This window comes from Rhodanobacter sp. B2A1Ga4 (assembly GCF_018101315.1).
Classification (GTDB): Bacteria; Pseudomonadota; Gammaproteobacteria; order Xanthomonadales; family Rhodanobacteraceae; genus Rhodanobacter; species Rhodanobacter thiooxydans_A.
Genome location: NZ_JADBJR010000003.1, coordinates 170054 through 196468 on the forward strand (window position 1 = coordinate 170054; position 26415 = coordinate 196468).

21 protein-coding genes and 1 other RNA gene are annotated in these 26415 nt (G+C 69.1%); 10 read left to right on the top strand and 12 right to left on the bottom strand.

All coding sequences use genetic code 11. The features are described 5' to 3' along the window. The 12 genes from murC to rsmI all read right to left on the bottom strand — a co-directional run bounded on the left by murC (position 1) and on the right by rsmI (position 12887). On the bottom strand, positions 1 to 1440 hold the full coding sequence (gene murC, locus IMW82_RS11650; protein WP_211004560.1) for a UDP-N-acetylmuramate--L-alanine ligase: 1440 nt from the start codon (positions 1438 to 1440) through the stop codon (positions 1 to 3). Then, positions 1437 to 2510: an undecaprenyldiphospho-muramoylpentapeptide beta-N-acetylglucosaminyltransferase gene (gene murG / locus IMW82_RS11655; RefSeq protein ID WP_211004561.1), complete on the bottom strand. Its 1074-nt coding sequence runs from the start codon at positions 2508 to 2510 to the stop codon at positions 1437 to 1439. The genes murC and murG overlap by 4 nt, the downstream gene beginning before the upstream one ends. Next, complete coding sequence (ftsW, locus tag IMW82_RS11660) at positions 2507 to 3748, bottom strand: putative lipid II flippase FtsW (protein WP_108471916.1); 1242 nt, start codon at positions 3746 to 3748, stop codon at positions 2507 to 2509. Before ftsW ends, murG begins: the two co-directional genes overlap by 4 nt. After that, a complete protein-coding gene (mraY, locus tag IMW82_RS11665) occupies positions 3748 to 4851 on the bottom strand; it encodes a phospho-N-acetylmuramoyl-pentapeptide-transferase (protein ID WP_108471917.1) in 1104 nt (367 codons plus the stop codon). Before mraY ends, ftsW begins: the two co-directional genes overlap by 1 nt. Beyond that, on the bottom strand, positions 4841 to 6214 hold the full coding sequence (gene murF / locus IMW82_RS11670) for a UDP-N-acetylmuramoyl-tripeptide--D-alanyl-D-alanine ligase (protein ID WP_211004562.1): 1374 nt from the start codon (positions 6212 to 6214) through the stop codon (positions 4841 to 4843). Before murF ends, mraY begins: the two co-directional genes overlap by 11 nt. After that, entirely contained in the window at positions 6211 to 7773 is a 1563-nt protein-coding gene (locus IMW82_RS11675) for a UDP-N-acetylmuramoyl-L-alanyl-D-glutamate--2,6-diaminopimelate ligase (RefSeq protein WP_211004563.1), read from the bottom strand. Before IMW82_RS11675 ends, murF begins: the two co-directional genes overlap by 4 nt. Further along, positions 7770 to 9587 carry a penicillin-binding protein 2 gene (locus IMW82_RS11680; RefSeq protein WP_211004564.1) on the bottom strand — a complete coding sequence of 606 codons (1818 nt, stop codon included), beginning with the start codon at positions 9585 to 9587 and terminating at the stop codon, positions 7770 to 7772. The genes IMW82_RS11675 and IMW82_RS11680 overlap by 4 nt, the downstream gene beginning before the upstream one ends. Next, positions 9584 to 9844 (bottom strand): cell division protein FtsL, encoded by a 261-nt coding sequence (gene ftsL, locus IMW82_RS11685; RefSeq protein ID WP_211004757.1) that lies wholly within the window; start codon positions 9842 to 9844, stop codon positions 9584 to 9586. The genes IMW82_RS11680 and ftsL overlap by 4 nt, the downstream gene beginning before the upstream one ends. 5 nt (positions 9845 to 9849) lie before the next feature. After that, positions 9850 to 10776, bottom strand: a complete 927-nt coding sequence (rsmH, locus tag IMW82_RS11690; RefSeq protein WP_211004565.1) for a 16S rRNA (cytosine(1402)-N(4))-methyltransferase RsmH — start codon at positions 10774 to 10776, stop codon at positions 9850 to 9852. A gap of 42 nt (positions 10777 to 10818) precedes the next feature. Continuing rightward, the gene (gene mraZ, locus IMW82_RS11695; RefSeq protein WP_211004566.1) at positions 10819 to 11265 is read right to left on the bottom strand and encodes a division/cell wall cluster transcriptional repressor MraZ; all 447 of its coding nucleotides are present in this window, start codon (positions 11263 to 11265) and stop codon (positions 10819 to 10821) included. A gap of 325 nt (positions 11266 to 11590) precedes the next feature. After that, an RNA gene (gene rnpB, locus IMW82_RS11700) (RNase P RNA component class A) lies at positions 11591 to 11953 on the bottom strand. 85 nt (positions 11954 to 12038) lie between these two features. Next, positions 12039 to 12887, bottom strand: a complete 849-nt coding sequence (rsmI, locus tag IMW82_RS11705; protein WP_211004567.1) for a 16S rRNA (cytidine(1402)-2'-O)-methyltransferase — start codon at positions 12885 to 12887, stop codon at positions 12039 to 12041. Positions 12888 to 12968: 81 nt separating this feature from the next. Here rsmI and IMW82_RS11710 point away from each other — a divergent pair, with 81 nt between their 5' ends. The 10 genes from IMW82_RS11710 to IMW82_RS11755 all read left to right on the top strand — a co-directional run bounded on the left by IMW82_RS11710 (position 12969) and on the right by IMW82_RS11755 (position 26371). Beyond that, positions 12969 to 14906: a penicillin-binding protein activator gene (locus IMW82_RS11710; RefSeq protein WP_211004568.1), complete on the top strand. Its 1938-nt coding sequence runs from the start codon at positions 12969 to 12971 to the stop codon at positions 14904 to 14906. Continuing rightward, the gene (locus tag IMW82_RS11715) at positions 14906 to 15262 is read left to right on the top strand and encodes a YraN family protein (RefSeq protein WP_211004569.1); all 357 of its coding nucleotides are present in this window, start codon (positions 14906 to 14908) and stop codon (positions 15260 to 15262) included. The genes IMW82_RS11710 and IMW82_RS11715 overlap by 1 nt, the downstream gene beginning before the upstream one ends. Positions 15263 to 15306: 44 nt before the next feature. Next, complete coding sequence (locus IMW82_RS11720; protein ID WP_211004570.1) at positions 15307 to 16680, top strand: FAD-linked oxidase C-terminal domain-containing protein; 1374 nt, start codon at positions 15307 to 15309, stop codon at positions 16678 to 16680. 62 nt (positions 16681 to 16742) lie between these two features. Beyond that, positions 16743 to 17327 carry a uracil-DNA glycosylase family protein gene (locus tag IMW82_RS11725; protein ID WP_211004758.1) on the top strand — a complete coding sequence of 195 codons (585 nt, stop codon included), beginning with the start codon at positions 16743 to 16745 and terminating at the stop codon, positions 17325 to 17327. Positions 17328 to 17433: 106 nt separating this feature from the next. Then, positions 17434 to 18714, top strand: a complete 1281-nt coding sequence (locus IMW82_RS11730; RefSeq protein ID WP_211004571.1) for a nucleoside permease — start codon at positions 17434 to 17436, stop codon at positions 18712 to 18714. A gap of 80 nt (positions 18715 to 18794) precedes the next feature. Beyond that, complete coding sequence (locus tag IMW82_RS11735) at positions 18795 to 20918, top strand: TonB-dependent receptor (protein ID WP_211004572.1); 2124 nt, start codon at positions 18795 to 18797, stop codon at positions 20916 to 20918. Then, on the top strand, positions 20915 to 22027 hold the full coding sequence (locus tag IMW82_RS11740; protein ID WP_211004573.1) for a PepSY-associated TM helix domain-containing protein: 1113 nt from the start codon (positions 20915 to 20917) through the stop codon (positions 22025 to 22027). The genes IMW82_RS11735 and IMW82_RS11740 overlap by 4 nt, the downstream gene beginning before the upstream one ends. A 46-nt stretch (positions 22028 to 22073) precedes the next feature. Further along, entirely contained in the window at positions 22074 to 23060 is a 987-nt protein-coding gene (gene dusB, locus IMW82_RS11745; RefSeq protein WP_211004574.1) for a tRNA dihydrouridine synthase DusB, read from the top strand. Between the two features lie 152 nt (positions 23061 to 23212). Continuing rightward, the gene (metK, locus tag IMW82_RS11750) at positions 23213 to 24412 is read left to right on the top strand and encodes a methionine adenosyltransferase (protein WP_108471934.1); all 1200 of its coding nucleotides are present in this window, start codon (positions 23213 to 23215) and stop codon (positions 24410 to 24412) included. Positions 24413 to 24514: 102 nt separating this feature from the next. Further along, positions 24515 to 26371, top strand: a complete 1857-nt coding sequence (locus IMW82_RS11755; protein WP_211004575.1) for an ATP-binding cassette domain-containing protein — start codon at positions 24515 to 24517, stop codon at positions 26369 to 26371. Positions 26372 to 26415: the final 44 nt, after the last annotated feature.

The window sequence follows — 26415 nt, forward strand, 5'->3', positions numbered from 1 at the left end:
TCACTTGTTCGTCCTCAGGTTGCCGAGCTGGGCCAGCTCGACCGCCGCCGCGCCGATGTCGCCGGCACCGAGCAGCAGCAGCAGATCGCCGTCGCGCAACAGCGCCGGCAGGGTGTCCTTCAGCTCGCGCGGATGCTCGACCAGCACCGGGTCGACCTTGCCGCGCGCGCGCACCGCACGCGCCAGCGCACGGCCGTCGGCGCCGGCGATCGGCGCCTCGCCGGCCGGGTAGACGTCGGTCAGCACCAGCACGTCGACCTCCGCCAGCACATTGGCGAAGTCGTCCAGCAGGTCGCGCGTGCGGCTGTAGCGGTGCGGCTGGAAACCGACCACCAGGCGGCGTTCCGGCCAGCCGCCGCGTGCGGCGGCGAATACTGCGGCCAGCTCGCGCGGGTGATGACCGTAGTCATCGACCAGCAGCACGCTGCCCTGGTCCAGCGCGATCTCGCCGCGCCGGTGGAAGCGCCGGCCAACGCCCTGGAAGTTCTCCAGCGCACGCGCCAGCGCATCGGCCTCGACGCCCAGCTGCCAGCCGATCGCGGCGGCGGCCAGCGCGTTCAGCACGTTGTGCCGGCCCGGCAGATTGAGCTTCACCGGCAGCGCTTCGTCGCGACCCGGCAGCAGCAGCTCGAAATGCATCTCGAAGCCGTGCTGGCTCACGTTCTGCGCGCGCACGTCGGCGTCGGCGGCGTCGATGCCGTAGGTCATCACGCGGCGCGTGGTGGACTTCGCCAGCACGGCCACTTCGGGGTCGTCCACGCACAGCACGGCCAGGCCGTAGAACGGCAGCCGGTGCAGGAAATCGGTGAACGCCTTCTTCACCTCGGCGAAATCGCCGTGATAGTTCTCCAGGTGGTCGGCGTCGACGTTGGTGACTGCGGCAATCACCGGCGACAACAGCAGGAACGAGCCGTCGGACTCGTCAGCCTCGGCGACCAGGTACTGCCCGGTGCCCAGCCGCGCGTTGGCGCCGGCCGCGTTGAGCTGGCCGCCGATCACGAAGGTCGGGTCGTAACCGGCCTCGGCCAGCACGCTGGCAGTGAGGCTGGTGGTGGTGGTCTTGCCATGCGTGCCGGCTATCGCCACGCCGCGGCGGAAACGCATCAGCTCGCCCAGCATCTCCGCGCGCGGGATCACCGGGATGCGCGCCTCGCGGGCGGCGACGAGCTCCGGGTTGTCCTGCCTGATCGCGCTGGAGGTCACCACCACGTCGGCGGCGCCGATGTTTTCCACCGCATGGCCGACGTGCACGTCGATGCCCAGCTGCCGTAGCCGCTGCGCGGTCGGCGAGTTGGCGCGGTCGGAACCGGATACCGCGTAGCCGAGGTTGTGCAGCACCTCGGCGATGCCGCTCATGCCGACGCCGCCGATGCCGATGAAGTGCACCCGGCGGAACGTGCTCATCGGGTCTTCGTGCGCATGCAATCGGCGCGGCGTCATGCGGCGACCTCCAGGCAAGCGCGCGCGATGACCTGCGCCGCGTCGGGTTTGGCCAGCGTGCGCGCGGCTTCGGCCATCGCCAGCAGTCGCTGGCGATCGTCCAGCAGCGATGCCAGCCGCTGCGCCAGAATCTGTACGTCCAGCTCGTTCTCCTGCATCAGTTCGGCGGCACCGGCCGCCATCAGTACTTCACCATTGCGCGTCTGGTGGTCATCCACCGCGTGCGGGAACGGCACCAGCACCGCACCCAGTCCGGCGGCAGCCAGCTCGGCCAGGGTCAGCGCGCCGGCACGGCAGACGGCCAGGTCGGCCCAGCCATAGGTGCCGGCCATGTCATCGATGAATGCGACCACCTGCGCCTCGACGCCGGCCTGCGCATACGCCTCGCGCGCTTCGTCGAGGCCGCGACTGCCACACTGGTGCAGCACTTCGGGGCGCTGCGCCGGAGTCAGCTGCGCCAGCGCCTGCGGCAGCGCCAGGTTCAGCGCACGCGCGCCGAGGCTGCCACCCAGCACCAGCAGGCGCAGCTTGCCGCTGCGTCCCGCCATGCGCTCGGCCGGCGGCGGCAGCGCCGCAATAGCCTCACGCACCGGGTTGCCGACCCACTCGGCCCGCGGCAAGGCATCGGCGAAGCCGGCCAGCACGCGTTTTGCCAGTGCGGCCAGCTTGCGATTGGTGAAGCCGGCCACGCGGTTCTGCTCGTGCACCAGCAGCGGCACGCGCAGCAGCCATGCGGCGAGGCCGCCCGGGCCGGCCACATAGCCGCCCATCGACAACACGCTGCGCGGCTGCACCTGGCGCAGCACCGCCAGCGAGGCGAACAGCGCGCGCAGCAGCATCAGCGGCGCCAGCAGCCGGGTCCGGATGCCCTTGCCGCGCAGGCCGCCGACCGCCACGGTGTGCAGTTCGATCCGTTGTGCCGGCACCACCTTCGTCTCCATCCCGCCGACCGCGCCCAACCACACCACCGGCACGCCCTGCGCGCGCAGGCACTCGGCCACGGCCAGGCCGGGGAAGATGTGGCCGCCGGTACCGCCGGCCATGATCAGCACGGGTGCCTGTACGGTCATGCCGCCACCGCCTCGCGCGGCTTCGCCGCGACGTTCGCGTCAGCCGCAGCCACCGCCGCCGGCATCCGCGTGGTCATCTGCCGTGCGTCCAGCGCGCGGTTGATCTCCCAGGTGGCACGCAGCAGCACGCCGGCCATGGCGCAGGTCAGCACCATCGACGAGCCGCCGTAGCTGATCAGCGGCAGGGTCAAGCCCTTGGTCGGCAGCGCGCCCAGGTTCACGCCAACCGACACGAACGCCTGCATCGCCAGCATCAGCGAGACGCCGAACGCGACGTAGCCGGCAAAGCGCTGACCCACCTCGACACCCTTCAGGCCCAGATACAGGCCGCGCCCCACCGCCAGGCCGAACAGGCCGATCACCAGCAGCACGCCGGCCAGGCCCAGCTCCTCGCCGATCACCGCAAAGATGAAGTCGGTATGCGCCTCCGGCAGGTAGGACAGCTTCAGCACGCTGGAGCCCAGCCCCACCCCGGTCCATTCGCCGCGGCCGATCGCCATCAGCGACTGGGTCAGCTGGAAGCCGTCGTTGAACGGATCCTTCCACGGGTCCATGAACGAAGTCAGCCGCTTCATGCGGTAGCTCTCGCCGGTCGCCGCTACGTATAAAAGCGGCATCAGCGGCAGGCCCATCAGGAACAGGAAGATCGGCCGCGCGCCGCCCAACCAGACCATGGCGATGGTCACCGCGATCACCAGCGTGGCCGAGCCGAAGTCCGGCTGCGCCAGCAGCAGCAGCACGATCATGCCGGCGACCAGCACCGGCTTGAACAGGCCCAGGAATTTCGTCTCCACATTTTCGCGGTGGCGCACCAGGTAGCTGGCGACGTAGACCACCAGAATGAGTTTTACCGCCTCGACCGGCTGGAAGGTGGTGACCAGCAGGTTCAGCCAGCGTCGCGCGCCGTTGATGCGCATGCCGAAATGCGGCACGAACACCGCCAGCAGCATCAGGAACGCCAGCGCCAGCAGCGGGAACGCGAACTTCTCCAGCAGCTTCAGCTCGGTGCGCATCGCCAGGCCGGCGGCGACCATGCCCAGGCCGAGGAACAGCAGGTGCTTCTTCAGGAAATAGAACGCGCCGATGTGCTGGCTGTCCGCCACCGCGATCGAGCTCGACGTCACCATCACCACGCCCACGCTGGCCAGCCCGATCAGCGCGACCAGCAGCCACGTGTCGAAGCTGCCGCGCGGTCCGCTGCGGCGTTTGGCCTGGGTAGTGGCGTCGAAGATCGGCATCAGCGCACCTTCAGCGTGGCAAGACCGATCAGCACCAGCACCACGCTGATGATCCAGAAACGCACGATCACGCGGGGCTCCGGCCAGCCCTTCAATTCGAAGTGGTGGTGGATCGGCGCCATGCGGAACACGCGCTTGCCGGTGAGCTTGAAGCTCGCCACCTGGATCATCACCGACGCGGTTTCCATCACGAACACGCCGCCCATCACCAGCAGCACGATCTCCTGGCGCACGATCACCGCCACGCAACCGAGCGCCGCGCCCATCGCCAGCGCGCCGACGTCGCCCATGAACACCTGCGCCGGATACGTGTTGAACCACAGGAAGCCCAGCCCCGCACCGGACAGCGCGCCGGTGAAGATCGCCAGCTCGCCCGCGCCCGGGATGGATGGAATGCCGAGGTACTCGGAGAACAGCTTGTTGCCAGCCAGATAGGCGAACACGCCGAGCGCACCGGAGACCAGCACGGTCGGCATGATCGCGAGGCCATCCAGGCCGTCGGTGAGGTTCACCGCGTTGGAGAAGCCCACGATCATGAAGTAAGTGATCACCACGAAGAACAGCCCCAGCGGCAGCACCACGTGCTTGAACAGCGGCACGTACAGCGCGGTCTCCGCCACCGGCAGGCCGGTGGCTGCCGCATGCGGCGCGCTGTAGTACAGGAACAGCGCCGCGCCGAGGCCGAACACCGACTGCCAGAAATACTTCCAGCGGCTGGCCAACCCGCGACTGTCCTTCAGCACCAGCTTGCGGTAGTCGTCGTAGAAACCGATCGCGCCGAAGCTCAGCAGCACCGCCAGCACCACCCACACGTAACGGTTGTGCAGGTCGGCCCACAGCAAGGTGGCGACGGTGACCGAGAGCAGGATCATCACGCCGCCCATGGTCGGCGTGCCGGCCTTGACCAGGTGCGTCTGCGGACCGTCACTGCGCACCACCTGACCCGCCTTCAGCGCCGCCAGCCGGTTGATCAGCCATGGACCGCACAACAGCGACAGCGACAGCGCGGTGAGCGCGGCCATGATCGTGCGGAAGGTGATGTACTGGAACAGGTGCAGGGCGGTGAAATGTCGTGCCATCCAGTCGGCCAGTTCAAGCAGCATCGGATGCGTCCCCCTTGTTCTTGCCGGCATGACCGCCGAGCGCCACCACCACCTGCTCCATGCCGGCCGAGCGCGAGCCCTTCACCAGGCAGGTGACGCCCGCGTGCAATTGCGCCTGCAGCACGGCGACCAGCGCCGCCTTGTCCTCGAAATGCTCGCCACCCGCGCCGAACGCCTCGACCGTGGCCGCGCCGAGCGGGCCGACGGCGAACAGCCGCTCGACGCCACGCGCTCGCGCGCGCTCGCCGATGCCGGCATGCAGCGCGCGCGCCTCCGCACCCAGCTCGGCCATGTCGCCCAGCACCAGCCAGCGTTCGCCGCCGGCCAGCAACAAGGTGTCGATCGCCGCCGCCATCGAGCTGGGGTTCGCGTTGTAGCTGTCGTCGATCAGGGTCCAGCCGCCGGCCACCACTTCGCGGCGCAGCCGGCCGGCCACGCCGGGTACCTGCTCCAGCCCGGCCACGATGGTGTCCAGCGGCACCTCCAGCGCCAGCGCCACCGCGGTCGCCGCCAGCGCGTTGGCGATGTTGTGATGGCCGGGCAGCGGCAGTGCCACTTCGGCATCGCCCTGCGGCGTGCTCAGCACGAAGCGCGAGCCGTCCACGCGCTGCTCGATGATGTCGGCGCCGACGTCGGCCGGCTGGTCAAGGCCGAAGCGCAGCACCTTGCGCGCGCCAGCCAGGCCGGTGAAGAAGCTGGCAAACGCGTCGTCGGCATTGATGATGGCGATACCGTCGGCCGGCAAGGCCTGGTACAGCGCGCCCTTGGTTTCGGCCACGCCTTCGATGCTGCCCATGCGCGCAAGATGCGCCGGCGCGATGAGCGTGATGAGGCCGATATCGGGCCGTGCGATGGCAGCCAGATAGGCGATGTCACCCAGCTTGCCGGCACCCATCTCGAACACCGCGTATTCGGTGTCCGGCGGCATCGCCAGCAGGCTCAGTGGCAGGCCCAGTTCATTGTTGAAGTTGCCCGCGCTGACGTGGGTGCGGCCGTGCCGCGACAGGATCGAGGCGACCAGCGTCTTCACCGTGGTCTTGCCGTTGGAGCCGGTGATGCCGACTACCCGCACGTTGCGCTGGGCGCGCACCGCGCTAGCCAGGTCGCCGAGGGCCAGTTCCGCGTTGTTCACCAGCACTTGCGGCAGCGCGCTGTCGACCTTGCGCGTGACCAGCGCGGCGACCGCGCCGCGCGCGGCAGCCTCGGCCAGGTAGTCGTGGCCATCCGCCCGCTCACCCTTGATCGCCACGAACAGGTCGCCGGGCTGCAGCTTGCGCGTGTCGATGGCGACGCCGGTGATCTCGACGTCGTCACCGAGCAGGCGGCCATGGGTCCACACCGCGATGGCGCTCAGCGACATCATGGGCGCGGCTCCTGGCTGATCCGTTCCAGCACGGCATGCGCCACCGCCAGATCGTCGAACGGGCGCTTGCCGGCGGCCCCGTCCTGATAGGTTTCGTGGCCCTTGCCGGCGATCAGCACGGCGTCGCCGGCGTGTGCCAGCTGCAGCGCGTCGGCGATCGCCAGCGCGCGGTCGCGCTCCACCGTCATCGCGCGCGCAGCGGCCATGCCGGCGACGATCTGCGCCACGATCGCATCGCCGTCTTCGCCGCGTGGGTTGTCGTCGGTGACGATCGCCACGTCGGCCAGCCGCGCCGCGATCGCGCCCATCAGCGGGCGCTTGCCGGCGTCGCGCTCGCCGCCGCAGCCGAACACGCAGATCAGCTTGCCGGCGCAATGTGCGCGCACCGCGGTCAGCGCCTGCTCCAGCGCATCCGGTGTGTGTGCGTAGTCGACCACCACCAGCGGCTGGCCGTGCAGGCCGCCGAGCCGGCTCATGCGCCCGTTCACCGGTTGCAGCTGCGCGATCACCTCGACGATGCGCGCGAACGGTTCACCCAGCGCACCGAGGCAGGCCACCACGGCCAGCAGGTTGGCCACGTTGAAGCGGCCGATCAGATGGCTGCGGACTGCCCGCGTGCCCCACGGCGTGCGCAGCAGGAACGCCAGCCCTTCGGCCGAGCTGACGATCGCGCTGGCGACGATTTCCGCCTCGCCGTCGCCGGCCATGCTGAAGCGCAGTCGCTGCACGCCGGCAGGCAGCTGCGTCGCCAGCTCGCGGCCGAACGCGTCATCGATGTTGATTGCCGCGCTGCGCAGGCCCGGCCAGGCGAACAGCTTCGCTTTCGCCGCACCGTAGGCTTCCATGCTGCCGTGGTAGTCCAGGTGATCGCGGGTGAGGTTGGTGAACGCGGCCACCTCGTAATCCACCGCGGCCACGCGGCCCTGTTCCAGCGCATGCGAGGAGACTTCCATCGCGACGTGGCTGACCTGCGCGTCACGAAACTCCGCCAGCAACTCCTGCACCGTCACCGCGTCGGGGGTGGTGCGCTCGCCTTCGTGCAGATCACCATGCACGCCGGCGCCGAGCGTGCCGATCGAGGCCGCGCGATGGCCGAGCAGGGTCAATGCCTGCGCCAACAGCTGCACGCACGAGGTCTTGCCGTTGGTGCCGGTGACGCCGACCATCCGCATCGACTCGCTGGGGCGGTTGTAAAAGCGCGCGGCGATTTCGCTGACCTGGTCATGCAGGCCGTCGATCCACAGCACGGGAACCTCACCGACTGCCTGCGGCAGTCGACCCTTTCCGCCTTCGGCACCTTCCCCTGCAAGCTGGGGAAGGGATTCACCTGTCGCCGGCGCCTCGGCCAGCACCACCCGCGCACCGCGCTGCACGGCGCCGGCGGCGAAGGTGATGCCGTGGGCCTGGCTGCCGCGCAAGGCGAAGAACGCGTCGCCGCGCTGCACCCGGCGCGAATCGAGGGTCAGGCCGGTCACCACGATGCGGCCCGTCTCCGGCGCGGCGGCGATCGGCGCATCGGCGATGCCCAGCAGCAACTGGTCGAGGTGGCCGGTGCTCATGGCGTGCCCTCGTCGATCGGGGCATCGTCGATCGGCGCCTCGACCGGCGGCTTGCTGCCGACCAGCCCGTCGACATTCTGCAGCGGCCCGCCCACATACCAGCGGCCGATGTTGTCCGGCGGCACGTCGAGCAGGCGCAGCGCGCCCTCCATCACCTTGGCGAACACCGGCGCGGAGACCATGCCGCCGTAGTAGCTGCCCTTCTGCGGGTCGTCGATCACCACCACGGCGGCCAGGCGCGGGTTCGACGCCGGCACGATGCCGGCGAACGCCGCGGTGTAGTTGTTCTTGGCGTAGCTGCCGGCGCTGGCCTTGTGTGCGGTGCCGGTCTTGCCGGCCACGCTGTAGTTGGCGATGCGCGCCTGCGGCGCGGTGCTGCCCGGCCCGGTCACCGTCTCCATCATGCGGACCAGCTGGGTCGCCACTTCCGGCGAGATGATCTGCTTGGCGGCAACGTCGCCACCCTTGATGAAACTGGGACTGTGCATCACGCCGCCGTCGGCAATGGTGGCGTAGGCGTTGGCCAGCTGCAGCACGGTGACGTTGAGGCCGTAGCCGTAGCCGAGAATGGCCTTTTCCAGCGGCCGCCAGTCGCGCCCGATGCGCAGGTAGCCGGAGGCCTCACCGGGGAAGCCGCTCTCGGTGCTGTTGCCGAAACCGAACGCGCGGTAGGTGTCGTACATCAGCGAGGTGTCGAGCTGCATGGCGATGCGCGCCGCGCCGACGTTGCTCGACTTGGTGATCACGCCGGTCGGCGTCAGCACCCCGTAATTGTGCGTGTCGTGGATGTCGTGGCCCTGGAAATACCAGTGCCCGCCGGTGGTGTCGATGAGCGGGCTGGTTGGCGTGTACTTGCCGCTGGACAGCGCCGCCGCCATCAGGATCGGCTTGATCGTGGAGCCCGGCTCGAGCACGTCGGTCATCGCCCGGTTGCGGCGTTGCCCCGGCTTGCTGCCGCTGAGCGCATTCGGGTTGTAGGTCGGCAGGTTGACCATCGCCAGCACTTCGCCGGTCTTGACGTCGAGCACCACCATCGAGCCGGAGTCGGCCTGGAATTTCTCCAGCGCGTTCTTCAGCTCGCTGTAGGCGAGGAACTGGATGCGCCGGTCGATGCTGAGCGTGAGATTCTGCCCCGGCTTCGGTGCGCGCACCTGCTCAAGGTCCTCGACCACGTGGCCCATGCGGTCGCGGATCACGCGCTTGGCGCCCGGCTTGCCGGCCAACCAGTCGTCGTAGGCCAGTTCCAGGCCTTCCTGGCCGCGGTCGTCGATATTGGTGAAGCCGAGCACGTGCGCGGTCACTTCGCCGGACGGGTAGTAGCGCTTGAACTCGCGCTGGCCGTTGATGCCGGGAATGCCCAGATCCAGCACGGCCTGCGCCGCGGCCGGCGCCATCTGCCGGCGCAGGTAGACGAACTCGCGGTCGGAACGCTGCGCCAGCTGCGCCTTCAGCCCGTCCGCATCCACGCCCAGCGCCTGCGCCAGCGCGGGGATGCGCTCGTCGCTGTCGAGCACTTCGGACGGGTTCGCCCAGATCGACATCATCGGGGTCGACACCGCCAGCGGCTCGCCGTTGCGGTCGAAGATGGTGCCGCGCGACACCGGGATCGGCATCTCGCGCAGGAAGCGCGCATCGCCCTGGCGCTGGTAGAACTGCTTGCGCACCACCTGCAGGTCGAACGCACGCGCCACCAGCCCGATCGAGACCAGGCCCAGCAGGCCGACCACCACCACCATGCGCCGGCGCGCACTGGGGCCGGCGCTGCGGCGCCGGCCGGACTGGGGAGGGGGCGTGCCGTGGTTGCGCCAGCTCATCGCAGCAACCGGATGTCTTGCGGGCGCGGATCGACCATGCCCAGCTTCTGCCGGGCCTCGTCGTCGATGCGCCGCGGTTCGGCGTAGGTGGCCTGCTCCAGTTCGAGCTTGCCGTATTCGATGTTCAGCTCGTCGCGCTGGTTCTGCAGCGCAGTCAGGCTGACGAACAGCACGCGGCTCTCGTGGCGCGTCCACACCACGCCGATCGCGCTGGCCAGCACCGCAACCAGCAGGGTCATCAGGCACAGGGCGCCGATCGCCTTCACGACAACTTCTCCGCCACGCGCAGCACGGCCGAGCGCGCGCGCGGGTTCACCGCCAGCTCGGCGTCGGACGGGAATTGCGCCTTGCCGACCGCCGCCAGCCGCGCCGGGGCGGCCTGCACTGGCGGCCCGCGACGGCTGTTCTGCACACGGCCGGAGTGGTCGCGGATGAACAGCTTCACCGCGCGGTCCTCCAGCGAGTGGAAGCTGATCACCGCCAGCCTCCCGCCGGGCTTGAGCCGTTCCAGCGCCGCGTCCAGCCCTTGCTGCAGCGCATCCAGCTCGCCGTTCACGCGGATGCGCAGCGCCTGGAAGCTCCGCGTGGCCGGGTGCTTGCCCGGCTCGCGCCGGCCGACCACGCGCTCGATCAGCGCGGCCAGCTGGCCGGTACGGGTGAACGGGGTGGCGTCGCGGTCGGCCACGATGGCACGGGCGATGCGCCGGCTGTGGCGCTCCTCGCCGTAGTGCCACAGCACGTCGGCGATCTCGCGCTCGCTGGCCTGGGCCAGGAAATCCGCCGCGCTCTCGCCCTGGCTGGTGTCCATGCGCATGTCCAGCGGCGCGTCGGCCATGAAGCTGAAGCCACGCGCCGCCTCGTCCAGCTGCGGCGAGGACACGCCCAGGTCGAGCAGCACGCCATCGAGGCCGGCGGCGGTTTCGTCCCACTCGGCCAGGCTGGAGAAATTCGCATGGCGGATCGCCACGCGCGGGTCACCGGAGAATTCAGCCCGGGCCGCGGCGATCGCGGTGGGGTCGCGATCCATCAGCAGCAGGCGGCCGTCGGAACCCAGGCGCGACAGCACCGCGCGGGCGTGACCGCCGCGACCGAAGGTTCCATCGAGATAGCGCCCGCCAGCCTGCACGGCGAGTCCCTCCACTGCTTCACCCAGCATCACCGGGATGTGCCGCAAAACTTGCTCGGCCATGCCGCACTCCCGCTCCCGTCCCACGTGTGTCGCCGCGCCCGCTTACAGGCGCAGTTCGGCCATGTCACTTGTGATGTCGTCTTCGCCGATGCTCTGGCGGATCTTGGCCAGGTGGGCCTGTTCGCTCCACAGCTCGAACTTGTTGCCCATGCCCAGCAGCACCGCCTTTTTCTCGATGCCGGTGGTGGCGCGCTGGCTGGCCGGCAGCAGCACGCGGGCCGCGCCATCAGGCTCGACCACGGCCGCGGCACCGACCAGCTTCATCTGCATGTCGCGATGGGCCGCCTTGACCTTGGGCAGCGCGTTCACCTGGTCGCGCACCTTTTCCCACTCTGCGTGCGGAAACAGCCACAGGCAGCCCGCCTCGAACGGGTTGTAAGTGATCACCAGACGATTGGCGCACTCGCCCGCCACCTGCTCCCGATACGCTGTCGGGATGGTCAGGCGACCCTTGTCGTCGATGGTGATGGCGGTTTCGCCCTGGAACACGATTGCTGGACTCCACTAAAACCCACGATTTCACACTGGAGCCCACGATAATCTCGCCCCATGAGACTGTCAAGGGAATTTCGCTTGTGAATCAAGGAGTAAAGGCAGAATGCTGACCATATGTGCAGCATATTCTCAGGAACACCGGCAAGGTGTTTGAAAGCAGGGAAATTTTTATAAATCCCACTGCGCCGATTCGAGTCCGGGCCGGGCAAAATCCGGCCGGATCGGGCGGTGCCGGCACTCCGGGATGAATCGCCGTTCACACAAGCGCCTTCATCACCACCGCGACGCGAGGATCGCGATGGTGATGAAGGCGGGAACGAGGTGGAGTCGGCCTGTAAGCCGGGTTCTGTACGTCTTGCGACGCGACAGTCATTCCTCTCGGCCAGGCGTCGCCGCCTGGCTCCAGCAACCTACCCGGGAACAACGCGGGCCGCGTTATCGTTCCCCTATTTGGTCTTGCTCCGAGTGGGGTTTACCGTGCCGTACGGCGTTGGCCCCGTACGCGGTGCGCTCTTACCGCACCCTTTCACCCTTGCCTGTGCCCTTGCGGGCCATCGGCGGTCTGCTCTCTGTTGCACTGGCCGTCAGCTCACGCTGCCCAGGAGTTACCTGGCACTCTGCCCTGTGGAGCCCGGACTTTCCTCGATGCGCTTGCGCGCGACGCGACTGTCCGGCCGACTCCTTGACCATTGTAATGGCCGGGAGTCGGGAATGGGGCATCGGAATGGGAAAAAGCAGAAGCTCGCGCGCCGCGCTTTTCCGATTCCCTATTCCCCACTCTCCATTCCCCGTTCGCCATACAAGAGTTTGCGTGGCGCGCCGCTGATCGCCGCGGCGAGCTTGGCGGCCTTGGCCGGCGGCAACTCGTCGCGCAGGATGGCAAAGATGCGCCGGCCTTCGGCCAGCTTCGCTTCGGCTTCCTCGCCGCGGCCGGCGACCAGGATCACGCATTCGCCGCGCTGCTGGTCGGGATCGTTGGCCACGCGTTCGGCCAATGCCGCCAGCGGTTCGCCCAGCACGGTCTCGAACAGCTTGGTCAGTTCGCGCGCCAACACCGCCTCGCGGTCGGCGCCGAACACGTCGCGCATGTCGGCGAGGCTCTCGGCGACGCGGTGCGACGACTCATAGAAGATGAGCGTGCGCGCATCGCCGGCCAGTTCCTGCAGCCGGCTGCGCCGCGCCGCCGCCTTCGGCGGCAGGAAGCCCTCGAACACGAAACGGTCGCTGGGCAGGCCGGCCACCGACAGCGCCGCAATCGCCGCGCACGCGCCCGGCACCGGGATGCAACGGATGCCGGCCGCGCGCGCGGCGCGCACCAGCCGGAAACCCGGATCACTGATCAAAGGCGTACCCGCGTCGGAGATCAGCGCCACCGCATCGCCGCCCTGCATCCGACGCACGATGGCGTCCACCGCATCGCGCTCGTTGTGCTCGTGCAGCGCGATCAACGGCGTGTCGATGTTGTGATGCACCAGCAGCGGCCGGCTGTGGCGGGTGTCCTCGGCGGCAATCACCGCCACCGCGCGCAAGGTTTCGATTGCGCGGGCGGACAAATCATCGCGATGGCCGATGGGCGTTGCGACCACCCACAGGCAGCCTGACTGAACAGATGACATCTGCGAACTCCTGCGCCGTAAGCCGGCAAGTCGATCCGCTATGATCGCGCATTGACGACCATGACGAACAAGGGAACTCCCATGCGCTTCATGCGCCTCTCGCGCGTCGCCGCGATCGGACTGCTGTTTTCGCTGGTGCTGGCCGCCTGCGTGCCGGCGAACGCACCGCGCTCGCCGGCCGAACTCGCCGCCGCGCAAAGTGCCGAAGCGCTGTCCCGGCAAGGCCAGTTCGACCAGGCCGCCCAGGCCTGGCTGGCGCTCGCCGCGCAATCGAGCGGCCACGCCGACAGCTATCGCTTGCTGGCCGCCGAAGCCTGGCGCGAGGAAGGCCAGCTCGATCGCGCTGCCCCGGTGCTGGACAGCATCAAGCGCCAGCGCCTGAGCGGAGACGAGCCGCTGCGCTTCGACCTGCTGCGCGCCGAACTGGCACTCAACAGGCACGACGCCGCCACCGCGCTACGGCTCACCACGCAGCCGAACGTCGCGGTGCCGCCCGCCTTGCAATTGCGCCTGCTGGAGTGGCGCGCCCGCGCGATGGCCGCCAGCGGCGACCGCTGGGGCGCCGCGCGCACCCGCGTGCAGATGGACGGCCAATTGAGCGGCTACGACCATGCCCAGAACCGCAAGCAGGTCCTCGCGCTGCTCAACCAGGTCGGCGTCGAGTCGCTCAAGCAGCGCGCCGCCGCGATGCAGCGCGGCGACCGCATGCTGCCATGGGTGAACGAGGCGCTGAACCAGCTTGGTGTCGCCGTGGCGCAGCCGCCGCCGGACCTGCAGCAGCCGGTCGGCACCCTGTTGCCCGGCGCCGACGCGAACGTGCGCGAAGGCTACAAGGTGCCCAGCCAGGTCGCCCTGCTGCTGCCCGGCGATGGCAATTACGCGGCGGCGAGCACGGCGATCCGCGAAGGCTTCTTCGCCGCCTACCTCGACGCCGGACGCAACCACGCGCCGCGCCCCTCAGTGCGCGTCTACGACAGCCAGGGCACCGCCGAGGGAGCGGTCAAGGCCTACCAGCAGGCGGTCAGTAACGGCGCGCGACTGGTGGTTGGCCCGCTAACCCGTGCTGAAGTCGCCGCGGTGTTCAGCCAGGCGCAATTGCCGGTGCCCTTGCTGGCCTTGAACCATCCCGACGACAAGCAACTGCCCGCCGGCGACACCAGCGAGTTCGGCCTGCTGCCGGAAACCGAAGGCGCCCAGGCCGCCGACCACATGGTCGAACGCGGCCTGCGCCGGGTCTACGTGCTGATCTCCACCGACGATTTCGCGCAGCGCGCGGCCAGCGCGTTCAAGGCCGAGCTGGCCGCGCGCGGCGGCGAACTGGCCGGCACGGTCACCCTGCCGCCGGGCGCGACCACCTACACCAGCCTCATCGCCGACCTGCACCTCCCCGCCAGCGCCGGCACGAACGCAACGATGACACCGGCCGAACCCGTGGCCGCCGGCACCACGGCTGCGCCCGCCCCCAGCGGCGTGGTGAACGACACCGGCATCTTCATCAGCATGCGCCCGGAACAGGCTCGCCTGCTGCTGCCGCAGTTGCGCATCGCGCAGGCGAACCTGCCGGTGGTCGCCACCTCGCACGTCTACGCCGGCAGCGACGACGTCGCCGCGAACCGCGACCTGGACGGCGTGGAGTTCTGCGATGCGCCGTGGCTGTTCGACGCTCAGCCGGGCCTGCCGAACCACGACGGGATCGCCGCACGCCTGCCGGCTGCCCGCGGCGGCGCGGCGCGGCTGTTCGCGTTCGGCATGGATGCGTGGAACCTGGTGCCCTATCTCGACTGGCTGCGCGCCCACCCCGGCAGCTACGTGCCCGGCGCCAGCGGCCAGCTCGCCGCCGACCAGTTCGGCCGCGTGCGCCGCGTGCTGATCTGGGCGCAGTTCCAGAACGGCCTGGCGCGCCCGCTGGGCGGCAGCCTGCAGATGGACGATGTACCGTCGAATGCGCCGCCTGCCACGTCCGGGTCATCGCCAGCGGGTTCCCCGTCGAGCGGAACCTTCCAGCCCGCGACAAACTGATGCGTGCCGCCGGCGACGGCTTCGAGCAGCGCGCCTGTGGCGAACTCGAACGCGCCGGCCTGAAGCTGCTGGCGCGCAACTACACCACCCGCCACGGCGAGCTGGACCTGGTGATGCGCGACGGCGACGCCGTGGTCTTCGTCGAGGTGCGCTACCGCAAGAGCGCCAGCCACGGCGACGCCGCCACCTCGGTCACCGCGGCCAAGCAGGCGAAACTGATCCTGGCCGCACAGCACTGGCTCGCCGCGCACCCGCAACACGCGCGGCGCAATTGCCGCTTCGACGTGGTCAGCTACGACGGTCCGCTAGACGCCATTCGGCGCGACTGGCTGCGCGGCGCGTTCGAGGCCGGCTGATCTGGCGCAGCAACTTCTTCCCGCGAGTGGATTACGCTTTGCCGATGCCCCTGCCCGACGCACTGCTCGCCCGCCTGCGCGAGATCTTCCCCGGCGACGCACTCGCCACCGCCGCCGACGAACGGCGCGCCGCCGCCCGCGACCATTCCCGCCAGGAACACCTGCCCGACGCGGTGGTGTTCCCCACCACCCACGCGCAGGTCGAGGCGCTGGTGCGCGCCTGCCGCGAACACAAGGTGCCGCTCACCGCGCGCGGTGGCGGCACCAGCTCCACCGGCGCCTCGGTGCCGCTGGCCGGCGGCGTGGTGGCGAACTTCATGCGCATGAACCGTATCCTGCGCATCGCTCCGGACGACCGCCTCGCACTGGTGGAACCCGGCGTCACCAACGAGGCGCTGCAACAGGCGCTGGCGCCGCACGGCTTCTTCTGGGCGCCCGACCCGGGCTCGGCGCCGTGGTGCACGGTGGGCGGCAACCTCGCCTGCAATGCCGCCGGGCCGCACGCGGTGAAATACGGCGCCACCCGCGACAACGTACTGGGCCTGGCCGGCGTGGCCGGCACCGGCGAAAGCTTCCGCTGCGGCACGCAGACCAGCAAGAGCGCGATCGGCTACGACCTCACCCGCCTGCTGGTCGGCTCGGAAGGCACGCTGGCAGTAATCACCGAGGCCACCTTGAAACTCACCCCGAAACCCGCGGCGCTGCGCAGCCTGCGCGCCAGCTACCGCGACGCCGCCAGCGCCGCGCAGGCGGTGGCGCGCATCATGGCGCAGCCGGCCACACCCTGCGCACTGGAGTTCATGGACGCGCTGGCGCTGAAGCTGGCGCGCGAACACCAGCCCGAGGCCGGCGTGCCCGAGGCCGCGGCGCTGCTGCTGATCGAACTGGACGGCGCGCCCGATGCGCTGGAGGCGGCCTGCGCCGCGGTCGAGGCCGCCGCCCGCGTGGACGGCCTGGTGCAGCTGGAGGTGGCGCGCGACGAAGCGCAGACCCGCGCGCTGTGGGCCGCGCGCAAGGCGCTGTCGTTCGCCCAGCGCGCGGTGACCCAGCACAAGATCAACGAGGACGTGGTGGTGCCGGTCTCGCGCCTGCCCGCGCTGGTGGACAGCGTACGCGCGCTGTCGGAAAAACACGCCGTGCCGATCGTGAGCTTCGGCCACGCCGGCAACGGCAACCTGCACGTGAACTTCCTGCCGCGCGACGTGGACGAGATCGAGCGCGCGTACGCCGCCCTGCCCGAGCTGTTCGAACGGGTGCTCGCGCTGGGTGGCACGCTGTCCGGCGAGCACGGCATCGGCGCGGTGAAACGCGAGTTCATGCCGCTGGCGCTGTCGGGCGCGACGCTGGACCTGATGCGCGGCATCAAGGCCGCGTTCGATCCGGACGGCATCCTGAACCCGGGGAAGTTGCTGCCTTGAACGACGCCCATCGCACTCCTGGCGAGCCATCGACGACGGAACTGCTGCAACTGTCGCGCCGGATGGATGAGCTGCTGGACGACATCCGCAGCTGTCGCACCTGCTCGCAGCAGAACCCGCCGGGACTGCGCCCGGTGCTGCAGGCGTCGTCGACAGCACGACTGCTGATCGTCAGCCAGGCGCCGGGGCGCAAGGTCGAGCAGACCGGTATCCCGTTCAACGACGTCAGCGGCGAGCGGCTGCGGGACTGGCTGCAGATCGATCGCGACACGTTCTACGACGCCGCGCGCGTGGCGATCGTGCCGATGGATTTTTGCTACCCCGGCAAGGGTCGCAGCGGCGACCTGCCGCCACGCCCCGCATGTGCGGCGATCTGGCACCCGCGGCTGTTTCCGCTGATGCCCCGCGTGCGCCTGACCCTGGCCATCGGCCAGTATGCGCAGGCGGGGCTGCTGGGCAGCGCACGCGCGGCCACGCTCACCGACACGGTGCGCGACTGGCGCACGCACCTGGCCCACGGCGTGCTGCCGGTGCCGCACCCCAGCCCGCGCAACCGGCCCTGGGTGCTGCACAACCCGTGGTTCGAGGCCGAGCTGCTGCCGGTGCTGCGCGCGCGCGTGGCCGCGGCGCTGGCCGACACTGATTGAGCTGCCGCATCGCACCTTGCCGCCTGGCGCTGGCGTCGTCTAACCTGCCCCGCTACAACATCGTGGCCACGGGGCCGACCCCGGCCTTGCAGGGGAACCCTCGTTCATGAGCCTCAAGCTCCGCCTCACCGTACTCAATTTCTTCCAGTACTACATCTGGGGCGCGTGGCTGCTGACCATCGGCACCTGGTGGTTCCAGACCCAGCACTGGTCGGGCACCAGCTTCGGCGCGATCTTCTCGACCATGGGCATCGCCTCGCTGTTCATGCCCTCGCTGGTCGGCATCGTCGCCGACAAGTGGATCAACGCCGAACGCCTGTACGGCATGCTGCAGATCTGCGGCGCCGTGGTGCTGTTCGCGATTCCGCACGTGCAGGGCCCGGAGCAGATGTTCTGGGTGATGCTGCTGAACATGTGCTTCTACATGCCCACCATCTCGCTGGCGATCACGGTGGCCTACAACGCGCTTAAGCAGGACGGCCTGGACGTGGTGAACACCTACCCGCCGATCCGCGTGTGGGGCACCATCGGCTTCATCGCCGCCACCTGGACCACCAGCCTGCTCGGCTTCAAGGCCTCGCCCGCGCAGTTCCACGTGGCCGCGGCCGCCTCGCTGCTGCTGGGGCTGTATGCCTTCACCCTGCCCAAGTGCCCGCCGCGGCTGCGCGCCGCGGAAGGCCGCGGCCTCGCCGACCGGCTGGGGCTGACCTCGTTCACCCTGTTCAAGAACCGCAACATGGCGGTGTTCTTCATCTTCGCGATGCTGTTGGGCGCGGCGCTGCAGCTGACCAACGCCTACGGCGACGCCTTCCTCAGCGACTTCGTCAAAGTGCCCGAGTACGCCAACCTGCTGGCGGTGAAGTACTCCACCATCATCATCTCGATCTCGCAGTTCTCCGAAACCGCGTTCATCCTGACCATCCCGTTCTTCCTGAAGCGCTTCGGCATCAAGGCGGTGATGACGATGAGCATGCTGGCTTGGGTGCTGCGCTTCGGCCTGTTCGCGTTCGGCGACCCGGCCGGCGGGCTGTGGATGATCGTGCTCTCCTGCATCATCTACGGCATGGCGTTCGACTTCTTCAACATCTCCGGCTCGCTGTTCGTCGAGAGCCAGGCCGACCCGAAGATCCGCGCCAGCGCGCAGGGCCTGTTCATGCTGATGACCAACGGCGTCGGCGCCGTGCTGGGCAGCCTGATCGCCGGCTTCGTGATCGACCACTTCTTCACCGACCACAGCTGCAACGACGCGGTGCTGATCTGCAAGGACTGGCACGGCATCTGGCTGGCCTTCGCCGGCTACGCGCTGCTGATGGCGCTGCTGTTCGTGCCGCTGTTCAAGCACCGGCACGACCCGCTGGCGGCACAACGGGCCGTGCCCACGCACTGAACCGGGCGAAGCCGGCGCCACGGCAATTGTTATTGCGAATCATTTTCATTTAACATGCGCCTCCCCAACCGGAGGCTCCCATGTCATCCACCGTTCGCCCGCTCGCCCTTGCCCTCGTGCTCGCCTTCGCCGGCGTCGCCCATGCCGCCGACCAGGAGGATGCCGTTGAACTCCGGCGTGTCGAGGTTTCCGAGAGCACGCTGCGCATGCCGCAAAGCCAGGGCGCGCTGCCGACCACGATCACGGTGATCACCGCCGAGGACCTGCGCCAGCAACTGGCGATCAACCCGGACCTCTCCGACGCCATCGGCAACCTGCTGCCCTCGTTCGCCCCCTCGACGCAGAAACTCAGCTCGCGCGGGCAGACCCTGCGCGGGCGCAATCCGCTGTACATGATCGACGGCGTGCCGCAGTCCAGCCCGCTGCGCAACGGTTCGCGCGATGCCTACACGATCGACCCGGCGATGATCGAGCGCATCGAGATCGTCGAGGGCTCCAATTCGATGCAGGGCCTGGGCGCCGCCGGCGGCATTATCAACATCATCACCAAGCAGGCGCCAAAGCAGGACGGCGTGCGCCAGGAAGTCACCGTCAACACCAGCGCGCCGACCCAAGGCGCGAACGGCCTGGGCTACGGCGCGGCGTACCTGCTGGGCATGCGCAGCGGCGCGTTCGACCTGGTCGCCGGCGCGGCATGGCGCAAGCGCGGCATGTACTCCGACGCGAAGGGACGGCTGATCGGCGTCGACGGTACCCAGGGCGACCTGATGGATTCGCGCAGCACCGACGGCTTTGCCAAGCTCGGCTACGACTTCGCGGGCGCACGCCGGCTGCAGCTGACGGTCAACCGTTTCGACCTGCAGGGCAACGGCGACTACACCGCCGTACCGGGCGACATGGCCGCCGACCTGCCGACCACTTCGGTCCGCGGCAAGCAGCCCGGCGATGCGCCGCGCAACCGCGTGCTGACCAGCAGCCTCGACTACCGCGACCCGCAACTGGCCGGCGGCGAACTGCGTGCGCAGCTCTATCACCAGAAGAACCGCGAGCTGTTCGGTGGCGGCACGTTCGGCACCTTCCAGGACCCGGCCTACGGCCCGGGCCTGCTGTTCGACCAGTCGCAGAACGTGTCGACCAAGGACGGCGCCCGGCTGTCATGGGCGAAGCGCGGCCTGCTCGACGACAAGCTCACCGTGCTGGCCGGTGCCGACGGCTACCGCGACCACACCTTCCAGGAACTGACCCACACCGGCCGCCACTGGGTGCCCGACAGCACCTACACCGGCTGGGCACCGTTCCTGCAGGCCGAGTACTGGCCGCTCGAGTCGCTGTCGCTGTCCGGTGGCCTGCGCCAGGAACACGGCACGCTGGAGGTGCCCACCTTCCAGACGCTGGCGGCTTATAACGGCGTCACCGTGCAGGGCGGCTCCACCCGCTTCAGCAAGACGCTGCCGAACCTCGGTGCGGTCTGGTACCTCACCGGCCGGCTCAACCTGTTCGCCAGCTACGCCGAGGGCTACACCCTGCCCGACGTGGGCCGCGTGCTGCGTGCGATCAACAAGCCCGGCCAGAGCGTGGCCGACTTCCTCGACCTCAAGCCGGTGGTCTCGGACAACCGCGAGGCGGGCGCCGAGTACGCCGGCGACCGCGTGGGCGCGCGGGTGAGCTACTACGTCTCGCGCTCGCGGCTGGGCTCGGTGCTGGTGTTCGACGCGCCGAACCAAGTCTACAACGTGATGCGCCAGCGCACCGCGATCAGTGGCTGGGAGGCGCGCGCGAACTGGCAGCCACTCGATGGCACCCGCCTCGACGCCTCCTTCGCGATCAACCGCGGCCGCTCGGACCGCAACGGAGACGGCGAGGTCGACTCCGACCTCGACGGCGCCAACATCGCGCCGAACCGGCTCAACCTGTCGTGGACGCAGCGCTGGGGCGACGCGCTGTCGAGCTACCTGCAGGTCAGCCACGCCTACAGCCGCGACTTCGCCACGCTGGGCCGGCGCAGCGCGCACTTCGACGGCTACAGCACCGCCGACGCCTACCTGAAGTGGCACACCGGCGGCGCCGGCGACTGGACGCTGGGCGTGCAGAACCTCGCCAACGAGCAGTACATCAACTACGTGGCGCAGACCGTCGGCGACGACGACTCGTACTTCGCCGGCCGCGGCCGCGTGGTCTCGCTGACCTGGCAGCAGGTGTTTTGAGCGGGCGGGCTGCCATCGCCGGACCGACGCCCTGGCGACTGCACGGACGCGCGCGGCAGTGGCTGCAGCGGCTGCACCTGTGGCTCGGCCTCAGCGTCGGCGTGGCATATGCGCTGATCGCGCTCAGCGGCAGTCTGCTCGCCTGGCAGCAACCGTGGCTGCGCGCGGCCTACCCGCAGCTCGGCGGACACGCGCTGCCCGACGCGACCCAGCGCGCAGCCGTGCTCGCGCACATCGCCGCGGAATGGCAGCCGCAGGACCTGCGCGCCGCCGATCTGCCGCTGCCCGGCCTGCCGGTGTGGCAGCTGTATTTCGGCGACGGCACGCGGCGCTATCTCGACCCGGTCAGCGGCGAACTGTTGCTGACGCGCGCGCCGCGCGGCGACGTGCTGCAAGTCGTGCGCGAATGGCATACCCACCTGCTGGCTGGCAAAACCGGCGAGGAAGTGCTGGGCGTGCTCGGCTGGCTGGTGCTGCTCCTGCTGCTGTCCGGGCCGCTGCTGTGGTGGCCGGGCCGGCGCAACCTCGCCGCCAGCCTGCGCCCGCACGTGCAGCCGCCCACCCGGCGCTGGCTGAGCTGGCACCGCAGTGCCGGAGTGCTCACCCTGCCGCTGATCCTGCTGGTCAGCCTCACCGGCACGCTGATGGTCTATGGCGCCGGCACCGGCCGGCTGCTGCGTGCGGTGTTCGCCGAACCGCCACCGCCGAAACCGCCGGCGGCGATCGCGCTGCGCGACACTCCGATCGACTGGGCCGCCGTGCTGGCCGCCGCGCAACGTGCGCTGCCCGGCGCCGCCCTGCATCGCATGACGCTGCCGGGAGCGCACAACGGCCAGCTGGCGATCCGCGCGCAGGCGCCCGGCGAATGGCATCAGGTCGGGCGCAGCACGATCTGGCTCGACCCCTGGAACGCCACCGTGCTGGGCAGCCATGACGCCACCGCCGATGGCGTCGGCACGCGCATCAACAACGCGGTCTACCCGCTGCACTCGGGCGGCGTCGGCGGCCGGGCGTGGCAGCTCGCGGTCACCGTGGCCGGCGTGCTGCCGCCATTCTTCCTGGCGACCGGATTCCTGTTCTGGCGCACGCGCACGCGGCGACGCGGCTGAACAACCCGGTTCATCGCGCCGGAACCGGCGCAGCTACAATGGCGGGATGCAAATCGGCCCCTACCGCATCGACCCGCCGCTGGTGCTCGCCCCGATGGCGGGCGTCACCGACAAGCCGTTCCGCCTGCTGTGCAAGCGGCTCGGCGCGGGCTTGGCCGTGTCGGAGATGACCACCGCCGACCCAAGCCTGTGGCAGACGCGCAAGTCGCTGCGCCGGATGGACCACGCCGGCGAACCCGAACCGGTCAGCGTGCAGATCGCCGGCTACGACCCAACGATGCTGGCCGAGGCGGCGCGCTTCAACGTCGCCAACGGTGCGCAGCTGATCGACATCAACATGGGTTGCCCGGCCAAGAAGGTATGCAACGTGTGGTCCGGCTCCGCACTGCTGCAGGACGAGCCGCTGGTGGCGCGCATCGTGAAGGCGGTGGTGGATGCGGTGGACGTGCCGGTGACGCTGAAGATCCGCACCGGCTGGAACCGCGACAACAGGAATGCGCTGAACATCGCGCGCATCGCCGAGGACGCCGGCATCGCCGCGCTGGCCGTGCACGGCCGCACCCGCGCCGACAAATACGAAGGCGAGGCCGAGTACGCCACCATCGCCGCGGTGAAGGCCGCGGTGCGCATCCCGGTGCTGGCCAACGGCGACGTCTGCACGCCGCAGCAGGCGAAGCACGTGCTCGCCGTCACCGGTGCCGACGCGGTGATGATAGGCCGCGGCGCCCAGGGCCGGCCATGGATCTTCCGCGAGATCGCCCACTACCTCGCCACCGGCGAACTACTGCCCGAGCCCGAACCGGCCGAAGTGGCCGCGATCCTGCTCGGCCACCTCGAACACCTGCACGCGTTCTACGGCGAACCGGCCGGCGTGCGCATCGCGCGCAAGCACCTGGGCTGGTACGCGAAGGACCGCCCCGAGAACGCCGCGTTCCGGCAGGTGGTCAACCGCGCCGAAACCGCCGGCGAGCAGTTGCGCCTGACCCGCGACTACTTCGCCACGCTGGCCAGCGGCGAGCGCCTGGCTGCCTGATGCAGGTGAAAAGCCGAACAGCCGTCCATACGGCTGAATGCGCGGCAACCTCCGGACGAGCTGAACGACGGTGGGCTGCAAAACCGCAGGCGGCGATGTATCATGCCCGACTTCATTTATCTTTCTATCCGTACAAAGGGATATAAACCGCGATGTCCAACTACCTGTTCACCTCCGAATCGGTCTCCGAAGGCCATCCGGACAAAGTCGCCGACCAGATCTCCGACGCCGTGCTCGACGCGATCATCGCGCAGGACCCGCGCGCCCGCGTGGCCTGCGAAACCATGGTCAAGACCGGCGTGGCGATCGTCGCCGGCGAAATCACCACCGGCGCGTGGATCGACCTGGAGGCGATCACCCGCAAGGTGATCCTCGACATCGGCTACGACTCCAGCGACGTCGGCTTCGACGGCGCCACCTGCGGCGTGATCAACCTGATCGGCAAGCAGTCGCCGGACATCAACCAGGGCGTGGACCGCAAGAACCCGGAAGACCAGGGCGCCGGCGACCAGGGCCTGATGTTCGGCTACGCCACCAACGAGACGAAGGACTTCATGCCGGCGGCGATCTACTACTCGCACCGCCTGGTCGAGCAGCAGGCGAAAGTCCGCAAGCGGAAGAACTCGCCGCTGCCGTGGCTGCGCCCGGACGCCAAGAGCCAGGTCACCCTGCGCTACGAGAACGGCGTCGCCACCGCGATCGACGCCGTGGTGCTGTCGACCCAGCATGACCCGTCGGTCAAGCAGAAGGACCTGATCGAGGCGGTGCGCGAGCACATTCTCAAGCCCGTGCTGCCGGCCAAGCTGCTGCACAAGGCCACCAAGATCCACATCAACCCGACCGGCAAGTTCGTCATCGGCGGCCCGGTGGGCGACTGTGGCCTGACCGGCCGCAAGATCATCGTGGACACCTACGGCGGCTGGGCTCGTCATGGCGGCGGCGCGTTCTCGGGCAAGGACCCGTCCAAGGTCGACCGTTCGGCCGCCTACGCCGCGCGTTACGTGGCCAAGAACATCGTGGCCGCCGGCATCGCCGACCGCTGCGAGGTGCAGGTGAGCTACGCGATCGGCGTGGCGCACCCGACCTCGATCTCGGTCACCACCTTCGGCACCGGCAAGATCAGCGACGAGAAGATCGAGAAGCTAATCCGCAAGCACTTCGACCTGCGCCCGTACGGCATCCTGCAGATGCTCGACCTGATCCACCCGATGTACCAGCAGACCGCCAGCTACGGCCACTTCGGCCGCACCCCGCAGCTGGTCAAGGACGCCAACGGCAAGTCCTACACCACGTTCTCGTGGGAAAAGACCGACCGCGCCGAGGCGCTGCGCAAGGATGCGAAGCTGAAGTAAGTCGTTCCGCATGCTGCAGACGAACGGGCCGCCTTGCGCGGCCCGTTTCTTTTGCGACCATGATGACGCGAGCCGGGCCGCGGCTGCCGCTACAATAGGCGGATGTCCCTTATCCAACTGCAACGCGTCGACTTCAGTATCGGCGGCCCGCTCCTGCTCGAACATGTCGATCTGTCGATCGAGGCGAACGAGCGAGTCTGTATCGTCGGCCGCAACGGCGAAGGCAAATCCACCCTGATGAAGCTGATCGCCGGCGAGCTGCATGCCGACGACGGCGAGGTGCGCGTGCAGAACGGCATCGTGGTGGCACGGATGGCGCAGGAGGTGCCGCACGGCACCGAGGGCAGCGTGTTCGACGTGGTCGCCGAGGGCCTGGGTGACCTGGGCCGCCTGCTGGCGCGTTATCACCACCTGCTCGACACCGGCGACTTCGACGCGCTGGGCGACGTGCAGCACCAGATCGAGGCGCAGCACGGCTGGGACCTGGATCGCCGCGTCAGCGACGTGATCACCCAGCTGGAGCTGCCCGGCGAGGCCGATTTCGCCGCGCTGTCCGGCGGCATGAAGCGCCGCGTGCTGCTGGCCCAGGCGCTGGTGCGCAAGCCCGACGTGCTGCTGCTGGACGAACCGACCAATCACCTCGACATCGAGGCGATCGGCTGGCTGGAAAGCTTCCTCAAGCAGTTCGCCGGCAGCATCATCTTCGTTACCCACGACCGCAGCTTCCTGCGCGCGCTGGCCACCCGCATCGTCGAAATCGACCGCGGCGCGCTCACCGACTGGCCCGGCGACTACGACAACTACCTGCGCCGGCGCGAGGAACGGCTGCATGCCGAAGCGCAGGCGAACGCGCTGTTCGACAAGAAGCTGGCGCAGGAGGAAGTGTGGATCCGCCAGGGCATCAAGGCCCGGCGCACGCGCAACGAAGGCCGCGTGCGCGCGCTGAAGGCGCTGCGCAACGAGCGCGCCGAGCGGCGCAACCTCGGCGGCAACGTGAAGATGACCGCGGCCAACGCGCAGGCCTCGGGCAAGAAGGTGATCGACCTCGAGCACGTGCACCAGGCCTACGACGGCCGTGTGCTGATCGACGACCTTTCCACCACCATCATGCGCGGCGACCGCATCGGCATCATCGGTCCGAACGGTGCCGGCAAGAGCACGCTGCTGAAGATCATGCTGGGCGAACTCACGCCGCAGCGCGGTAGCGCGGAGCTGGGCACCGGCATCCAGGTTGCCTACTTCGACCAGCACCGGCTGCAGCTCAACGACAACTTGAATGCGCTGGACAACGTGGCCGAGGGCCGCGAGTACATCGAGCTCAACGGCCAGCGCAAGCACATCATCGGCTACCTGCAGGATTTCCTGTTCTCGCCCGAGCGCGCGCGCGCGCCGATAACCCGCCTGTCCGGCGGCGAGCGCAACCGCCTGCTGCTGGCCAAGCTGTTCGCCCAGCCGTCCAACCTGCTGGTGATGGACGAACCCACCAACGACCTCGACGTGGAAACACTCGAACTGCTGGAAGAACTGCTGACCGACTACCAGGGCACCCTGCTGCTGGTCTCGCATGACCGCGCCTTCCTCGACAACGTGGTTTCCAGCACGCTGGTGCTGGAAGGCGAAGGCCGCATCGGCGAATACGTGGGCGGCTACAGCGACTGGCTGCGCCAGCGGCCGGCACCGCGCGGTGCCGCCACTGCGGGCAAATCTCCCGCACCGGCCCCCGTTGCGCCGGCTGCACCGAAGCGCAAGCGCAGCTTCAAGGAACAGCACGAACTGGAACAGCTGCCGAAACGCATCGAGCAACTCGAAACCGATATCGCCGGCCGCACCGCCGCGATGAACGCGCCGGCGTTCTTCCAGCAGGACAGCGCCACGATCGTCAAGGCGAACGAGGCACTGGTGGCGTTGCAGGCCGAACTCGACACGGCTTACGCGCGCTGGTCCGAACTGGACGGCTGATACTGTTCCGATACGCCATCGTCAGGCAGGTCGTCGGCGTATCA

Bases quoted from the DNA above. Each gene is read 5' to 3' on its own strand.
- murC (WP_211004560.1), bottom strand. From the start codon at position 1,440: ATGACGCCGCGCCGATTGCATGCGCACGAAGACCCGATGAGCACGTTC.
- murG (WP_211004561.1), bottom strand. From the start codon at position 2,510: ATGACCGTACAGGCACCCGTGCTGATCATGGCCGGCGGTACCGGCGGC.
- ftsW (WP_108471916.1), bottom strand. From the start codon at position 3,748: ATGCCGATCTTCGACGCCACTACCCAGGCCAAACGCCGCAGCGGACCG.
- mraY (WP_108471917.1), bottom strand. From the start codon at position 4,851: ATGCTGCTTGAACTGGCCGACTGGATGGCACGACATTTCACCGCCCTG.
- murF (WP_211004562.1), bottom strand. From the start codon at position 6,214: ATGATGTCGCTGAGCGCCATCGCGGTGTGGACCCATGGCCGCCTGCTC.
- IMW82_RS11675 (WP_211004563.1), bottom strand. From the start codon at position 7,773: ATGAGCACCGGCCACCTCGACCAGTTGCTGCTGGGCATCGCCGATGCG.
- IMW82_RS11680 (WP_211004564.1), bottom strand. From the start codon at position 9,587: ATGAGCTGGCGCAACCACGGCACGCCCCCTCCCCAGTCCGGCCGGCGC.
- rsmH (WP_211004565.1), bottom strand. From the start codon at position 10,776: ATGGCCGAGCAAGTTTTGCGGCACATCCCGGTGATGCTGGGTGAAGCA.
- rsmI (WP_211004567.1), bottom strand. From the start codon at position 12,887: ATGTCATCTGTTCAGTCAGGCTGCCTGTGGGTGGTCGCAACGCCCATC.
- IMW82_RS11710 (WP_211004568.1), top strand. From the start codon at position 12,969: ATGCGCTTCATGCGCCTCTCGCGCGTCGCCGCGATCGGACTGCTGTTT.
- IMW82_RS11715 (WP_211004569.1), top strand. From the start codon at position 14,906: ATGCGTGCCGCCGGCGACGGCTTCGAGCAGCGCGCCTGTGGCGAACTC.
- IMW82_RS11720 (WP_211004570.1), top strand. From the start codon at position 15,307: ATGCCCCTGCCCGACGCACTGCTCGCCCGCCTGCGCGAGATCTTCCCC.
- IMW82_RS11725 (WP_211004758.1), top strand. From the start codon at position 16,743: ATGGATGAGCTGCTGGACGACATCCGCAGCTGTCGCACCTGCTCGCAG.
- IMW82_RS11730 (WP_211004571.1), top strand. From the start codon at position 17,434: ATGAGCCTCAAGCTCCGCCTCACCGTACTCAATTTCTTCCAGTACTAC.
- IMW82_RS11735 (WP_211004572.1), top strand. From the start codon at position 18,795: ATGTCATCCACCGTTCGCCCGCTCGCCCTTGCCCTCGTGCTCGCCTTC.
- dusB (WP_211004574.1), top strand. From the start codon at position 22,074: ATGCAAATCGGCCCCTACCGCATCGACCCGCCGCTGGTGCTCGCCCCG.
- metK (WP_108471934.1), top strand. From the start codon at position 23,213: ATGTCCAACTACCTGTTCACCTCCGAATCGGTCTCCGAAGGCCATCCG.
- IMW82_RS11755 (WP_211004575.1), top strand. From the start codon at position 24,515: ATGTCCCTTATCCAACTGCAACGCGTCGACTTCAGTATCGGCGGCCCG.